The following is a 14,978-nucleotide window of genomic DNA, read 5'->3' on the forward strand; positions in this document are numbered from 1 at the left end:
AAAAACGATCCACCGCCTCCCCATTGGCCCTTGCTGTGGACTGCTCTCGTCACGTTCCCTCGGTGCTGTAGAAATCCGCTTTTCACATCAGTGAGGTCAACCCGTGTCCATCACCGAGAACCAGGCTCCCGAGACCGGCACCGCGCGCGTGAAGCGCGGCATGGCCGAGCAGCTCAAGGGCGGCGTCATCATGGACGTCGTCACCCCGGAGCAGGCGAAGATCGCCGAGGACGCGGGCGCCGTCGCCGTCATGGCCCTGGAGCGGGTCCCGGCCGACATCCGCAAGGACGGCGGCGTGGCCCGGATGTCCGACCCGGACATGATCGAGGGCATCATCGAGGCCGTGTCCATCCCGGTCATGGCGAAGTCCCGGATCGGCCACTTCGTCGAGGCCCAGGTGCTCCAGTCCCTCGGCGTCGACTACATCGACGAGTCCGAGGTCCTCACCCCGGCCGACGAGGTCAACCACTCCGACAAGTGGTCCTTCACGACCCCCTTCGTCTGCGGCGCCACCAACCTGGGCGAGGCCCTGCGCCGCATCGCCGAGGGCGCGGCCATGATCCGCTCCAAGGGCGAGGCCGGCACCGGCAACGTCGTCGAGGCCGTCCGCCACCTGCGCCAGATCAAGAACGAGATCGCCCGCCTGCGCGGCTACGACAACCACGAGCTGTACGCCGCCGCCAAGGAGCTGCGCGCCCCGTACGAGCTCGTCAAGGAGGTCGCCGAGCTCGGCAAGCTCCCGGTCGTGCTGTTCTCCGCCGGTGGTGTGGCCACCCCGGCCGACGCCGCGCTGATGCGCCAGCTCGGCGCCGAGGGCGTCTTCGTCGGCTCCGGCATCTTCAAGTCCGGCGACCCGGCCAAGCGCGCCGCCGCCATCGTGAAGGCCACCACCTTCTACGACGACCCGAAGATCATCGCCGACGCCTCCCGCAACCTCGGCGAGGCCATGGTCGGCATCAACTGCGACACCCTCCCCGAGGCCGAGCGTTACGCGAACCGGGGCTGGTGATGACCGATCCCGTGGTCGGAGTGCTCGCACTCCAGGGTGACGTACGGGAGCACCTCATCGCCCTGGCCGCGGCCGACGTCGTGGCCAGGCCGGTGCGGCGCCCCGAGGAGCTCGCCGAGGTCGACGGTCTGGTCATCCCCGGCGGCGAGTCGACGACCATCTCCAAGCTGGCCGTCCTCTTCGGCGTGATGGAGCCCCTCCGCGCGCGCGTGCGGGCCGGCATGCCCGTCTACGGCACCTGCGCGGGCATGATCATGCTGGCCGACAAAATCCTCGACCCCCGCTCGGGCCAGGAGACGATCGGCGGCATCGACATGATCGTGCGCCGCAACGCCTTCGGCCGGCAGAACGAGTCCTTCGAAGCGCGCGTCGACGTCCGCGGCGTCGACGGCGACGCCGTGGAGGGCGTGTTCATCCGCGCGCCCTGGGTGGAGTCCGTCGGTGCCCAGGCCGAGGTGCTCGCCGAGCACGACGGCCACATCGTCGCGGTCCGCCAGGGCAACGCGCTCGCCACGTCGTTCCACCCGGAGCTGACCGGCGACCACCGTGTGCACGCGCTCTTCGTCGACATGGTGCGCGCGAACCGGTCGGCGCAGTCCTTGTAGGATCTCTTGGGTTCGTTGTTCGGATGGGTTACGCGAAGGAGACAGGCAGATGTCCGGCCACTCTAAATGGGCTACGACGAAGCACAAGAAGGCCGTGATCGACGCCAAGCGCGGCAAGCTCTTCGCGAAGCTCATCAAGAACATCGAGGTCGCGGCCCGTACCGGCGGCGCCGACCCCGACGGCAACCCCACGCTCTTCGACGCCATCCAGAAGGCCAAGAAGAGCTCGGTGCCGAACAAGAACATCGACTCCGCGGTGAAGCGCGGCGCCGGCCTGGAGGCCGGTGGCGCCGACTACGAGACGATCATGTACGAGGGCTACGGTCCGAACGGTGTCGCGGTGCTCATCGAGTGCCTCACCGACAACCGCAACCGCGCCGCCTCCGACGTCCGTGTCGCCATGACCCGCAACGGCGGCTCGATGGCCGACCCGGGCTCGGTGTCGTACCTGTTCAACCGCAAGGGCGTCGTGATCGTCCCCAAGGGCGAGCTGACCGAGGACGACGTGCTCGGCGCGGTCCTGGACGCGGGCGCCGAGGAGGTCAACGACCTCGGCGAGACCTTCGAGGTCATCAGCGAGGCCACCGACCTGGTCGCGGTCCGCACCGCCCTCCAGGAGGCCGGTATCGACTACGACTCGGCCGACGCCAACTTCGTCCCGACCATGCAGGTCGAGCTGGACGAGGAGGGCGCCAAGAAGATCTTCAAGCTGATCGACGCGCTCGAGGACAGCGACGACGTCCAGAACGTCTTCGCCAACTTCGACGTCAGCGACGAGGTCATGGAGAAGGTCGACGCCTGAGCCGACGCTCCGGATGCGAACGGGCCGACGGGACACACCCCGTCGGCCCGTCGCATTGTCGGTGGCAGCCGATAGCCTGCACAAACAGGTGACCGAAAGGAGGGGGCCGGTGCGCGTACTCGGGGTGGACCCCGGACTCACGCGGTGCGGTGTGGGTGTCGTCGAAGGGGTCGCGGGACGACCGCTGACGATGCTCGGCGTGGGCGTCGTACGCACGCCCAGTGACGCCGAGTTGGGGCTCCGGCTCGTCGCCGTCGAGCAGGGCATCGAGCAGTGGCTCGACGAGCACCGTCCCGAATTCGTCGCCGTGGAGCGGGTGTTCAGCCAGCACAACGTCCGTACGGTCATGGGCACCGCCCAGGCCAGTGCCGTCGCCATGCTGTGCGCCGCGCGTCGCGGCATCCCGGTCGCCCTGCACACCCCCAGTGAGGTCAAGGCGGCCGTCACCGGCAGCGGCCGCGCCGACAAGGCCCAGGTCGGTGCCATGGTCACCCGGCTCCTGCGGCTCGACGCGCCGCCCAAGCCCGCCGACGCCGCCGACGCCCTCGCCCTCGCCATCTGCCACATCTGGCGCGCCCCCGCGCAGAACCGGCTCCAGCAGGCGGTCGCCCTGCACGCAGCCAACGCATCGAAAGGCCGTACGGCATGATCGCCTTCGTGAGCGGCACCGTCGCCGCACTCGCCCCCGACGCCGCCGTCGTGGAGGTCGGCGGGGTCGGCATGGCCGTGCAGTGCACGCCGAACACGCTGTCCACGCTCCGCCTCGGCCAGCCCGCCAAGCTCGCCACCTCCCTCGTCGTACGCGAGGACTCGCTGACCCTGTACGGGTTCGTGGACGACGACGAACGCCAGGTCTTCGAACTGCTCCAGACCGCGAGCGGCGTCGGACCCCGGCTGGCCCAGGCGATGCTCGCCGTGCACACCCCGGACGCCCTGCGCAGGGCGGTGGCCACGGCCGACGAGAAGGCCCTGATCGCCGTCCCCGGCATCGGCAAGAAGGGTGCGCAGAAGCTGCTGCTCGAACTGAAGGACCGCCTCGGCGAGCCGATCGGCGCCCCCGCCATCGGCGCCCCGGTCACCCAGGGCTGGCGCGACCAGCTGCACGCGGCGCTGATCGGTCTCGGCTACGCGACCCGCGAGGCCGACGAGGCCGTGTCCGCCGTAGCACCCCAGGCCGAGGCCGCCGGCGGCACGCCGCAGGTCGGTCAGCTGCTGAAGGCCGCCCTGCAGACCCTGAACCGCGCCCGCTAGGAGGGAACGTCAGTGAACTGGGACGACACCACCGACGAGACCGCCCCCGAGCGGTTGGTGGGCTCTGTCGCCGACCGTGAGGACCAGGCCGTCGAGGCCGCGCTGCGCCCCAAGGACCTGGACGAGTTCATCGGCCAGGAGAAGGTCCGCGAACAGCTCGACCTCGTCCTGCGCGCCGCACGCGCGCGCGGCGCCACCGCGGACCACGTGCTGCTCTCCGGCGCCCCCGGCCTCGGCAAGACGACCCTCTCCATGATCATCGCGGCCGAGATGGGCGCCCCCATCCGCATCACCTCGGGCCCCGCCATCCAGCACGCCGGCGACCTCGCCGCGATCCTGTCCTCCCTCCAGGAGGGCGAGGTTTTCTTCCTCGACGAGATCCACCGCATGTCCCGGCCCGCCGAAGAGATGCTCTACATGGCGATGGAGGACTTCCGCGTCGACGTCATCGTCGGCAAGGGCCCGGGCGCCACCGCCATCCCCCTCGAACTGCCCCCGTTCACCCTGGTCGGCGCCACCACACGCGCGGGCCTGCTGCCGCCCCCGCTGCGCGACCGCTTCGGTTTCACCGCGCACATGGAGTTCTACGAGCCGGCGGAACTGGAGCGGGTCATCCACCGCTCCGCGCACCTGCTCGACGTGGAGATCGACGGCGCGGGCGCCGCCGAGATCGCCGGCCGCTCCCGCGGCACGCCCCGCATCGCCAACCGGCTGCTGCGCCGGGTGCGGGACTACGCGCAGGTCAAGGCGGACGGGCTCATCACCCGTGACATCGCCGCCGCCGCGCTGAAGGTCTACGAGGTCGACGCCCGCGGCCTCGACCGCCTCGACCGCGGCGTCCTGGAGGCCCTGCTCAAGCTGTTCGGCGGCGGCCCGGTCGGCCTGTCCACGCTCGCGGTCGCGGTGGGGGAGGAGCGCGAGACCGTCGAGGAGGTGGCCGAACCCTTCCTCGTCCGCGAGGGCCTGCTCGCCCGGACCCCCCGCGGCCGGGTCGCCACTCCCGCCGCATGGGCCCATCTCGGCCTCACCCCACCCCGCTCGGCGGCCACCGGAAACGGACAACAGGACCTGTTCGGGACGTGATGGCTTTGTGACGCCGCGGGATTGGCCGGGCCAGGAACCCGGGTGCCATGCTGAGCGTTGTTCCCTGCGCGCGGACTCGCTTAGACTCCGCCGATGCCGCCTTAGCCGGCGGCGTACACACCCCCAACCATCAGGCCGCTCAAGCCCGCGGTCGCGTGAAGGAAGTACCGACCCGTGAGTCTCGTGACCCTCCTCCCGTTCATCGTGCTCATCGGGGCCATGTTCCTGATGACCCGGTCGGCGAAGAAGAAGCAGCAGCAGGCAGCCGACATGCGGAACCAGATGCAGCCCGGCAGTGGCATCCGCACCATCGGGGGGATGTACGCCACCGTCAAGGAGGTCAACGACGACACGGTTCTCGTCGACGCCGGCCCGGGCGTCGAGCTCCTCTTCGCCAAGAACGCCATCGGTGCCGTCCTGACCGACGACGAGTACAACCGCATCGTCCACGGCGTCGAGCACGACCTGAAGACCGACGTCGTCCCCGACGACGCCTCCTCCCTTGCCGATCTGGATGAGACCGACGAGTCCGCCGACGAAGTTGCCGCCTCCGACGACAAGGCCGTCGACCTCGGCAAGAAGGACGAGCCCGTTGACGGGGCCCGGAAGCCCGACGAGGCCGCCGAGGCGAAGACGGACGACGTGCCGAAGAAGACCGACGGCGACTCCGACGCGAAGTAGCCGTACCCGGGGCGCGCGGGCCATGCCCGCGCGCCCTCGGACGTACGCAGCTCGCACGGGATCGACACCATGTCATGGCCGCCCGCCCGCAGACCCGGCGCGCAGCGGCCCGAGAGGGAGTACGAGAAGGTGGCAGCACCCAAGAGGGGCCGGAGCGCGAGCGCCCAGAGCAAGCCAGGGCGCTCGCTGGCCCTGATCCTGATCGCCATCGTGGCGCTCACCGGAGGCATGTTCGCCTCCGGTCACACCACGCCGCGCCTCGGCATCGACCTCGCCGGCGGTACCAGCATCACGCTGAAGGCGAAGGCCGACCAAGGCTCCGCGATCAACAAGGCCAACATGGACACCGCGGTCGACATCATGAACCGCCGTGTCAATGGCCTGGGCGTCTCCGAGGCGGAGGTGCAGACCCAGGGCGACAGCAACATCATCGTGAACATCCCCAAGGGCACCAACTCCAAGGAAGCCCGGGACCAGGTCGGCACCACCGCGAAGCTGTACTTCCGTCCGGTGCTCGCCCAGGAGGCCACCGGCGCCGCCGCGAGCCCCTCGCCGAGCGCGTCGAAGAGCGGTTCCGCCAGCTCCTCGCCGAGCCCCTCCACGAGCGAGTCGGCCACCAGCGGTGAGAAGGCGACCTCCTCGACCTCCCCGTCGGCCTCCGCCACCACGCAGGGCCGCGCCGCCTCCGACGCGCTGAAGGCCGACCCCACCCCGTCGTCCTCCGCGTCCGCCTCGCCCTCCGCGAGCCCCTCCGCCTCCGCGAGCAGCGGCGCGGGCACCTCCGCCGACGCCAAGCTCCAGGCGCAGTACGCCGCCCTCGACTGCTCCAAGAAGGCGGTCCGCACCAAGGCCGGCGAGGGTGTCAAGCCCGAGGACCCGACCGTGGGCTGCGGTGAGATCGAAGGCGTCTGGTACAAGTACCTGCTCGGCCCGGCCGCCGTGGCCGGCACCGAGGTCGACGAGGCCAAGGCCGTCTACGACACCCAGGGTGCCGCCGGCTGGCAGGTCACCATGGACTTCAACAAGAGCGGTGCGAAGAAGTTCGCCGACATCACCGGCAAGCTGGCCCAGAACACCCTGCCGCAGAACGAGTTCGGCATCGTGCTCGACGGCGAGGTCGTCTCCAGCCCGACCGTGAGCCAGTCCATCACCGGCGGCCAGGCCCAGATCTCCGGCAGCTTCACGCAGGAGGAGGCCCAGAGCCTCGCCAACATGCTGTCGTACGGCGCGCTCCCGCTCTCCTTCAAGGAGGAGACCGTCACCACGGTGACCGCCGCGCTCGGCACCGACCAGCTGCACGCCGGTCTGCTCGCCGGCGCGATCGGCCTCGGGCTGGTCGTGCTCTACCTGGTGTTCTACTACCGCGGCCTGTCGCTCGTCGCGATCGCCTCGCTGCTCGTCTCCGGCATCCTCACCTACGTGCTCATGGCGCTGCTCGGCCCGGCCATCGGCTTCGCGTTGAACCTGCCGGCCGTGTGCGGTGCCATCGTCGCCATCGGTATCACCGCGGACTCGTTCATCGTGTACTTCGAGCGCATCCGCGACGAGATCCGAGAGGGTCGCTCCCTGCGCCCCGCCGTCGAGCGGGCCTGGCCGCGCGCCCGGCGCACCATCATGGTCTCCGACTTCGTGTCGTTCCTCGCCGCCGCCGTGCTGTTCATCGTGACCGTCGGCAAGGTCCAGGGCTTCGCGTTCACCCTCGGTCTGACCACCGTCCTCGACGTCGTCGTGGTCTTCTTCTTCACCAAGCCGCTGATGACGCTGCTGGCCCGCCGCACGTTCTTCGCGAGCGGCAACAAATGGTCCGGCCTCGACCCGAAGAGCCTGGGTGCCAAGCCGCCGCTGCGCCGCACCCGCCGTCCCGTCGCCCCCGTTGAGACGAAGGAGGCGTGAGCATGTCGAAACTCGGCAACCTCGGCGCCCGACTGCACCGTGGCGAGATCAGTTACGACTTCGTCGGTCACCGCAAGCTCTGGTACGGCATCTCCATCCTGATCACCATCACGGCCATCGTCGGCCTGGCGGTGCGCGGCCTGAACATGGGCATCGACTTCCAGGGCGGTGCCGTCTTCACCACCAAGGAGACCAGCGTCTCGGTCTCCCAGGCCCAGGAGTACGCGGAGAAGGCCTCCGGCCACGACGCGGTCGTGCAGAAGCTCGGTAACGGCACGCTGCGCATCCAGATCGCCGGTATGGACACCACCCAGTCCGACCAGATCAAGGACAAGCTCGCCGAGGACTTCAAGGTCGACCCCGAGAAGATCGGGGCCGACCTCGTCGGCCCCAGCTGGGGTGACCAGATCGCCAACAAGGCCTGGCAGGGCCTGGCGATCTTCATGGTCCTGGTGGTGATCTATCTGGCGATCGCCTTCGAGTGGCGCATGGCCATCGCCGCCCTCGTCGCCCTGATCCACGACATCACCATCACCGTCGGCATCTACGCCCTCGTCGGCTTCGAGGTCACGCCGGGCACGGTGATCGGTCTGCTGACCATCCTCGGTTACTCGCTCTACGACACGGTGGTCGTCTTCGACTCCCTCAAGGAGCAGACGAAGGACATCACCAAGCAGACCCGCTGGACCTACAGCGACGTCGCCAACCGTTCGATCAACGGCACCCTGGTCCGCTCCATCAACACCACGGTGGTCGCGCTGCTGCCGGTGGCGGGCCTGCTGTTCATCGGTGGCGGCTTCCTCGGCGCGGGCACGCTCAACGACATCTCGCTGTCGCTGTTCGTCGGCCTCGCCGCCGGTGCGTACTCCTCGATCTTCATCGCCACGCCGCTCGTCGCCGACCTCAAGGAACTCGAGCCGCAGATGAAGTCCCTCAGGAAGCGGGTCCTGGCCAAGCGTGCCCAGGCCTCCGCCGAGGAGGAGCTCGCCGAGACCCGGGGCGACGCCCCGCACGGCGACGAGCCCGAGGACGCCCACGCGGTCGTCGGCCCGCGCACCCAGCCCGCGTCCCGCAACCGCGGCCGCGGCCGCCCTTCGGGGAAGCGCCGATGACCGACATCAAGGAGCTGCTGCTCAGCCGCATCCGCGATGTGGCCGACTACCCGGAGCCGGGCGTGATGTTCAAGGACATCACCCCGCTCCTGGCGGACCCGGCGGCGTTCACCGCGCTCACCGACGCGCTCGCGGAGATCGCCGAGCGCACCGGCGCCACCAAGGTCGTCGGCCTGGAGGCCCGCGGCTTCATCCTCGGCGCCCCGGTCGCCGTCCGCGCGGGCCTCGGCTTCATCCCCGTACGCAAGGCGGGCAAGCTCCCCGGAGCGACCCTCGCCCAGGCGTACGACCTGGAGTACGGCTCGGCCGAGATCGAGGTGCACGCGGAGGACCTGTCGGCCGAGGACCGCGTCCTGATCATCGACGACGTCCTGGCGACCGGCGGCACCGCCGAGGCCGCGATCCAGCTGATCCGCAGGGCGGGCGCCCAGGTCGCGGGCCTCGCGGTCCTGATGGAACTGGGCTTCCTGGCGGGCCGCGCCCGCCTGGAACCGGCGCTGGAGGGCGCTCCGCTGGACGCGCTGCTGGTGGTCTGAGACCTCGGGTGTCACAGAAACGGCCGTCCCGGTTCCTCCGGGGCGGCCGTTCTCGTGTCCCGAGAAAGGCGCGTGCGACTGCGCGACAGACCAGGTACGCCGGCGCTCCTCGGGGACCCCCCGCGCGAACGCCCCTGGAATGCCGGTGCCCGACCCGCGCGTTTCGCCGGTAGACGGTCCTCACACCGCCTGAGGGCGATCCTGAGCCGCAGGATCGCTACCATGGGGTTTCCGGAGCCTGATCGGGGGACCCGGTTCGCGCACGAGGAGTCCTCTTGCCAGACGAGGCCCAGCCACTGACCGCCGCCAAGCCCGAGTCCGCCTCGGGACCCGCGGCCACGCCCGCGCAGAACGCGCCGGACGCGCAGCACGCGAACAGCGCGAACAACGCGAAGAGCACCGCGCAGGGCTCGGTCGAACACGCGCACGCCCAGTCCGCGCCCGCCGACGACCCGGCCGAGCAGCCGCGCCCCAAGCCGGCCCCGCCCGAGCGCTCCGCGCCCGCGTCCACACCCGCCGTGGTCCGCCCACCCGCCGGTCAGCCCGCCCGCTCCGGGTCCTCCAACCGCGTCCGCGCCCGCCTGGCCCGTCTCGGCGTCCAGCGCTCCAACCCGTACAACCCGGTGCTGGAGCCGCTGCTGCGGATAGTGCGCAGCAACGACCCGAAGATCGAGACCGCGACCCTCCGCAAGATCGAGACGGCCTACCAGGTCGCCGAGCGCTGGCACCGCGGCCAGAAGCGCAAGAGCGGCGATCCGTACATCACGCACCCGCTGGCCGTCACCACGATCCTCGCCGAGCTGGGCATGGACCCGGCCACGCTCATGGCGGGCCTGCTGCACGACACGGTCGAGGACACCGAGTACGGCCTGGACCAGCTCCGCCGGGACTTCGGCGACTCGGTCGCCCTGCTCGTCGACGGCGTCACCAAGCTGGACAAGGTCAAGTTCGGCGAGGCCGCGCAGGCGGAGACCGTGCGCAAGATGGTCGTGGCCATGGCCAAGGACCCCCGTGTCCTGGTCATCAAGCTCGCCGACCGCCTGCACAACATGCGCACCATGCGCTACCTCAAGCGCGAGAAGCAGGAGAAGAAGGCGCGCGAGACCCTGGAGATCTACGCGCCGCTCGCCCACCGCCTGGGCATGAACACCATCAAGTGGGAGCTGGAGGACCTCGCCTTCGCGATCCTCTACCCCAAGATGTACGACGAGATCGTCCGCCTGGTGGCCGAGCGCGCCCCCAAGCGTGACGAGTACCTCGCCATAGTGACCGACGAGGTGCAGCAGGACCTGCGCGCGGCCCGTATCAAGGCGACCGTCACCGGCCGCCCCAAGCACTACTACAGCGTCTACCAGAAGATGATCGTCCGCGGCCGTGACTTCGCGGAGATCTACGACCTGGTGGGCATCCGCGTCCTCGTCGACACCGTGCGCGACTGCTACGCCGCCCTCGGCACCGTGCACGCGCGATGGAACCCGGTCCCCGGCCGGTTCAAGGACTACATCGCGATGCCCAAGTTCAACATGTACCAGTCGCTGCACACGACGGTCATCGGCCCCAACGGCAAGCCGGTCGAACTCCAGATCCGCACCTTCGACATGCACCGCCGCGCCGAGTACGGCATCGCCGCGCACTGGAAGTACAAGCAGGAGGCCGTCGCCGGCGCCTCCAAGGTGCGCTCGGACGCGCCGCGGACCACCGGCAAGGACGACCACCTCAACGACATGGCGTGGCTGCGCCAGCTCCTGGACTGGCAGAAGGAGACCGAGGACCCGGGCGAGTTCCTGGAGTCCCTGCGCTTCGACCTCTCGCGCAACGAGGTCTTCGTCTTCACCCCCAAGGGCGACGTGATAGCGCTGCCGGCCGGTTCCACCCCGGTGGACTTCTCGTACGCGGTGCACACCGAGGTGGGACACCGCACCATAGGAGCCCGGGTCAACGGCCGTCTCGTACCGCTGGAGTCGACCCTGGACAACGGCGACCTCGTCGAGGTCTTCACGTCCAAGGCGGCCGGGGCCGGACCGTCCCGGGACTGGCTGAACTTCGTCAAGTCCCCGCGCGCCCGCAACAAGATCCGCGCCTGGTTCTCCAAGGAGCGCCGCGACGAGGCGATCGAGCAGGGCAAGGACGCCATCGTCCGTGCCATGCGCAAGCAGAACCTGCCGATCCAGCGCATCCTGACCGGCGACTCCCTCGTCACGCTCGCGCACGAGATGCGGTACTCCGACATCTCCGCGCTGTACGCGGCGATCGGCGAGGGCCATGTCTCCGCGCAGAACATCGTGCAGAAACTCGTCTCCGCGCTCGGCGGCGAGGAGGCGGCCACCGAGGAGATCGACGAGTCGGTCCCGCCGACCCGCGGCCGTGGCCGCAAGCGCCGCACCAACGCCGACCCCGGCGTCGTCGTCAAGGGCGTCGACGACGTGTGGGTCAAGCTCGCCCGCTGCTGCACGCCGGTCCCCGGCGACCCGATCATGGGCTTCGTCACCCGGGGCAGCGGAGTGTCCGTCCACCGCAACGACTGCGTGAACGTGGACTCGCTGTCCCGCGAGCCCGAGCGGATCCTCGACGTCGAGTGGGCGCCCACCCAGTCCTCGGTGTTCCTGGTCGCCATACAGGTCGAGGCGCTGGACCGCTCCCGGCTCCTGTCGGACGTCACCCGCGTCCTGTCGGACCAGCACGTCAACATCCTCTCCGCGGCCGTCCAGACCTCCCGCGACCGCGTCGCCACCTCCCGCTTCACCTTCGAGATGGGCGACCCCAAGCACCTCGGGCACGTCCTGAAGGCGGTCCGGGGCGTGGAGGGCGTCTACGACGTGTACCGCGTGACGTCGGCGCGCAGCAGGTCGTAGGGCATACGACGAGAGGGGCCCCGTACGCGATGTACGGGGCCCCTCTCGTCGTGCGAGACGGTCGGCGTACTGTCAGCCGCCGAACTCCTCCAGACCCTTCAGCGCCTGGTCCAGCAGCGCCTGGCGGCCCTCCAGCTCACGCTCGAGCTTGTCGGCGCGGGCGTTGTTGCCCTGGGCGCGGGCCTGCTCGATCTGGCCCTTGAGCTTGTCCACGGCGGCCTGGAGCTGACCGGTCAGACCCTCGGCACGCGCGCGTGCCTCCGGGTTGGTGCGGCGCCACTCGGTCTCCTCGGCCTCCTGGATGGCCCGCTCGACGGCGTGCATCCGGCCCTCGACCTTGGGACGCGCATCGCGCGGGACGTGGCCGATGGCCTCCCAGCGCTCATTGATCTGCCGGAACGCGGCCCGCGCCGCCTTCAGGTCGGTGACCGGGAGGATCTTCTCGGCCTCCTCGGCCAGTTCCTCCTTGAGCTTCAGGTTCTCCGACTGCTCGGCGTCGCGCTCGGCGAAGACCGAGCTGCGCGCGGCGAAGAAGACGTCCTGGGCGCCGCGGAAGCGGTTCCACAGGTCGTCCTCGTGCTCGCGCTGGGCACGGCCCGCGGCCTTCCACTCCGCCATCAGCTCGCGGTACCGCGCGGCCGTGGGGCCCCAGTCGGTGGACGCGGAGAGCGCCTCGGCCTCGGAGACCAGTCGCTCCTTGGTCCGGCGGGCCTCCTCCCGCTGCGCGTCCAGCGACGCGAAGTGCGCCTTGCGGCGCTTGGAGAACGCCGAGCGGGCGTGCGAGAAGCGGTGCCACAGCTCGTCGTCGGACTTGCGGTCCAGCCGCGGCAGGCCCTTCCAGGTGTCCACCAGCGCCCGCAAGCGCTCACCGGCCGCCCGCCACTGGTCGGACTGGGCCAGCTCCTCGGCCTCGACGACCAGCGCCTCCTTGGCGTGCCGGGCCTCGTCGGACTGCTTCGCGCGCTGCTGCTTGCGCTCCTCGCGGCGCTTCTCGACGGTCTCCACGAGCTTGTCGAGGCGCACCTTGAGGGCGTCGAGGTCGCCGACCGCGTGGTGCGCGTCGACCTGCTCGCGGATGTGGTCGATGGCGGCCTGCGCGTCCTTGGCCGACAGATCGGTGGTCTTCACCCGCTTCTCGAGGAGGCCGATCTCGACCACCAGGCCCTCGTACTTGCGCTCGAAGTAGGCCAGCGCCTCCTCAGGGGAGCCGGCCTGCCAGGAGCCGACGACCTGCTCGCCGTCGGCCGTACGCACGTACACGGTCCCCGTCTCGTCGACGCGGCCCCACGGGTCGCTGCTCACAGCGCCTCCTCCACATGATGCCGGCGAGGGGCTGGTGCTCCCCCGGGCATCGTCCACAGTTTCGTCACGGCCAACATAGGCGACCGGCGGGTTGCCTGTCCGCATCCCGCGCGACCGAAATTATGCAGTTGGCGGTCAGGATTTGGTGACGGTCGCCTTGTTGATCACGACCGTCGCGTTGGGCGCCCCGTCACCCGCTCCGGTGCTCTCACCCGCGGCGGCGATCTTCTTCAGGACCGTCATGCCGGCATCGGAAACGGTGCCGAACGGGGTGTAGCTCGGCGGCAGCTGACTGTCCTGGTACACGAGGAAGAACTGGCTGCCGCCGGTGTGCTTCTGGCCGGTGTTGGCCATGGCGACCGTGCCCGCCGGATAGATGTTCTTCTTCAGGCTTTTGTCCTTCAGGTTCTCGTCCGGGATCGTGTAGCCGGGACCCCCGCTGCCGCTGCCCGTCGGGTCGCCGCACTGCAGGACGTAGATGCCGTTGGTGGTGAGCCGGTGGCACTTGGTGTGGTCGAAGTAGCCCTTGGACGCGAGGAAGTCGAAGGAGTTGACGGTGTGCGGGGCCGCCTTCGTCTTCAGCGCGACGTCTATGTCACCGCACGTCGTCGCCAGCTTCATCGTGTACGTCGCCGACTTGTCGATCGTCAGGGCCGGCTCCTTCTTCCAGGTCGCCGTCCTGGGCTTGCCCTCGGCCGGCTTCTTGCACGGGTCCGCGACCGCGCTGGGCGTCGTGGAGTCCTTGGCCTCGGCCGCCGCGTTCGACGTGTCGTCGTCGCCCTTGAGGACGTCCGTCGTGTACAGCGCCAGGCTGCCCACCAGGATCACGCCGAGCACCGACGCGATCACGGAGTTGCGCATGCGGGCCTTGCGTCGCGCGGCCGTGCGTCGCTGCTGCTGCCGCAGAAACTTCTCCCGGGCGAGCTGCCGCTTCCGCTGTTCCTGGGTGACCACCGGGTTCTCTCCTCATGCGTCTCGTACGCCTGCTGGGACGCGTGCGTCTAGTGAGCCGACCGCCTGCGTGTGCCCCGTACCGTATATGGGTTCGCTGAGGAAACGGCAGCGCCGGTAGGCTCTGACCACAGGCGCAGCCCTTTTCAAGCCCGCCCTTATCGACACAACGAAGGACGATCGTGCTCATTGCCGGGTTCCCCGCCGGGGCCTGGGGGACGAACTGTTATCTCGTCGCCCCCGCCGCCGGTGAGGAGTGCGTGATCATCGACCCGGGCCATCAGGCCGCCCAGGGAGTCGAAGAGGCACTGAAGAAGCATCGGCTCAAGCCCGTCGCCGTCGTCCTCACCCATGGCCACATCGACCATGTGGCCTCGGTCGTCCCGGTGTGCGGCGCGCACGACGTGCCCGCGTGGATCCACCCCGAGGACCGGTTCATGATGAGCGACCCGGAGAAGGCGCTCGGCCGTTCCCTCGGGATGCCGCTCATGGGCGAGCTGACCGTGGGGGAGCCGGACGACGTCAAGGAACTGACCGACGGCGTGAAGCTGGAGCTGGCGGGACTGGAGCTGTCCGTCGCGCACGCGCCGGGCCATACCAGGGGGTCGGTGACCTTCGGCCTGCCCGAGGCGGCGGACATCCCGCCGATCCTGTTCTCGGGCGACCTGCTGTTCGCCGGCTCCATCGGACGCACCGATTTCCCCGGTGGCTCCATGGACGACATGCTCGAGTCCCTGGCCCGCGTGGTCCTCCCGCTCGACGACTCGACCGTGGTGCTGCCCGGCCACAACGAGCACACGACCATCGGCCGTGAGCGCGCCACCAACCCGTATCTGCGGCAGGTGGCCGCCGACGGCCCGGGAGCGCATGCCGAGGCTCCCCGACGAGGAATGTGACGAGA

General features: G+C 69.9%; 14 protein-coding genes. 12 read left to right on the forward strand and 2 right to left on the reverse strand.

The features are described 5' to 3' along the window. Nucleotides 1-103 precede the first annotated feature (103 nt). The 11 genes from pdxS (at nucleotide 104) to ACH41F_RS25700 (ending at nucleotide 11,824) form a co-directional block, all read left to right on the forward strand. Complete coding sequence (gene pdxS, locus ACH41F_RS25650; protein ID WP_391240770.1) at nucleotides 104-1,009, forward strand: pyridoxal 5'-phosphate synthase lyase subunit PdxS; 906 nt, start codon at nucleotides 104-106, stop codon at nucleotides 1,007-1,009. Next, nucleotides 1,009-1,614: a pyridoxal 5'-phosphate synthase glutaminase subunit PdxT gene (pdxT, locus tag ACH41F_RS25655; RefSeq protein WP_391240773.1), complete on the forward strand. Its 606-nt coding sequence runs from the start codon at nucleotides 1,009-1,011 to the stop codon at nucleotides 1,612-1,614. Before pdxS ends, pdxT begins: the two co-directional genes overlap by 1 nt. 49 nt (nucleotides 1,615-1,663) lie before the next feature. Then, entirely contained in the window at nucleotides 1,664-2,416 is a 753-nt protein-coding gene (locus tag ACH41F_RS25660) for a YebC/PmpR family DNA-binding transcriptional regulator (protein ID WP_391240776.1), read from the forward strand. A 109-nt stretch (nucleotides 2,417-2,525) separates the two neighbouring features. After that, nucleotides 2,526-3,065 carry a crossover junction endodeoxyribonuclease RuvC gene (gene ruvC / locus ACH41F_RS25665; protein ID WP_391240779.1) on the forward strand — a complete coding sequence of 180 codons (540 nt, stop codon included), beginning with the start codon at nucleotides 2,526-2,528 and terminating at the stop codon, nucleotides 3,063-3,065. Continuing rightward, the gene (ruvA, locus tag ACH41F_RS25670; RefSeq protein WP_391240782.1) at nucleotides 3,062-3,667 is read left to right on the forward strand and encodes a Holliday junction branch migration protein RuvA; all 606 of its coding nucleotides are present in this window, start codon (nucleotides 3,062-3,064) and stop codon (nucleotides 3,665-3,667) included. Before ruvC ends, ruvA begins: the two co-directional genes overlap by 4 nt. A 12-nt stretch (nucleotides 3,668-3,679) precedes the next feature. Further along, the gene (gene ruvB, locus ACH41F_RS25675; protein WP_398837683.1) at nucleotides 3,680-4,750 is read left to right on the forward strand and encodes a Holliday junction branch migration DNA helicase RuvB; all 1,071 of its coding nucleotides are present in this window, start codon (nucleotides 3,680-3,682) and stop codon (nucleotides 4,748-4,750) included. Between the two features lie 174 nt (nucleotides 4,751-4,924). After that, complete coding sequence (gene yajC, locus ACH41F_RS25680; protein ID WP_391240788.1) at nucleotides 4,925-5,431, forward strand: preprotein translocase subunit YajC; 507 nt, start codon at nucleotides 4,925-4,927, stop codon at nucleotides 5,429-5,431. A 129-nt stretch (nucleotides 5,432-5,560) separates the two neighbouring features. After that, nucleotides 5,561-7,324 carry a protein translocase subunit SecD gene (secD, locus tag ACH41F_RS25685; protein ID WP_391240790.1) on the forward strand — a complete coding sequence of 588 codons (1,764 nt, stop codon included), beginning with the start codon at nucleotides 5,561-5,563 and terminating at the stop codon, nucleotides 7,322-7,324. 2 nt (nucleotides 7,325-7,326) lie between these two features. Next, complete coding sequence (gene secF / locus ACH41F_RS25690; RefSeq protein ID WP_398837686.1) at nucleotides 7,327-8,436, forward strand: protein translocase subunit SecF; 1,110 nt, start codon at nucleotides 7,327-7,329, stop codon at nucleotides 8,434-8,436. After that, nucleotides 8,433-8,972 carry an adenine phosphoribosyltransferase gene (locus ACH41F_RS25695; RefSeq protein WP_391240797.1) on the forward strand — a complete coding sequence of 180 codons (540 nt, stop codon included), beginning with the start codon at nucleotides 8,433-8,435 and terminating at the stop codon, nucleotides 8,970-8,972. The genes secF and ACH41F_RS25695 overlap by 4 nt, the downstream gene beginning before the upstream one ends. Nucleotides 8,973-9,247: 275 nt before the next feature. Then, on the forward strand, nucleotides 9,248-11,824 hold the full coding sequence (locus ACH41F_RS25700) for a RelA/SpoT family protein (RefSeq protein ID WP_391240800.1): 2,577 nt from the start codon (nucleotides 9,248-9,250) through the stop codon (nucleotides 11,822-11,824). 72 nt (nucleotides 11,825-11,896) lie between these two features. Here the strand turns inward: ACH41F_RS25700 and ACH41F_RS25705 are convergent, their stop codons facing one another. Beyond that, a complete protein-coding gene (locus tag ACH41F_RS25705) occupies nucleotides 11,897-13,126 on the reverse strand; it encodes a DUF349 domain-containing protein (RefSeq protein WP_391240803.1) in 1,230 nt (409 codons plus the stop codon). A 135-nt stretch (nucleotides 13,127-13,261) separates the two neighbouring features. Then, nucleotides 13,262-14,080 (reverse strand): peptidylprolyl isomerase, encoded by an 819-nt coding sequence (locus tag ACH41F_RS25710; RefSeq protein ID WP_391240806.1) that lies wholly within the window; start codon nucleotides 14,078-14,080, stop codon nucleotides 13,262-13,264. A gap of 179 nt (nucleotides 14,081-14,259) precedes the next feature. Here ACH41F_RS25710 and ACH41F_RS25715 point away from each other — a divergent pair, with 179 nt between their 5' ends. After that, entirely contained in the window at nucleotides 14,260-14,973 is a 714-nt protein-coding gene (locus tag ACH41F_RS25715) for an MBL fold metallo-hydrolase (protein WP_398837689.1), read from the forward strand. Nucleotides 14,974-14,978 lie beyond the last annotated feature (5 nt).

It is taken from the genome of Streptomyces sp. NPDC020489 (assembly GCF_044386545.1).
Classification (GTDB): domain Bacteria; phylum Actinomycetota; class Actinomycetes; order Streptomycetales; family Streptomycetaceae; genus Streptomyces.

Excerpts from the sequence above, each read along its gene's own strand:
- secF (WP_398837686.1), top strand. The coding sequence starts at position 7,327 with ATGTCGAAACTCGGCAACCTCGGCGCCCGACTGCACCGTGGCGAGATC.
- ruvA (WP_391240782.1), top strand. The coding sequence starts at position 3,062 with ATGATCGCCTTCGTGAGCGGCACCGTCGCCGCACTCGCCCCCGACGCC.
- pdxT (WP_391240773.1), top strand. The coding sequence starts at position 1,009 with ATGACCGATCCCGTGGTCGGAGTGCTCGCACTCCAGGGTGACGTACGG.
- ACH41F_RS25695 (WP_391240797.1), top strand. The coding sequence starts at position 8,433 with ATGACCGACATCAAGGAGCTGCTGCTCAGCCGCATCCGCGATGTGGCC.
- ACH41F_RS25660 (WP_391240776.1), top strand. The coding sequence starts at position 1,664 with ATGTCCGGCCACTCTAAATGGGCTACGACGAAGCACAAGAAGGCCGTG.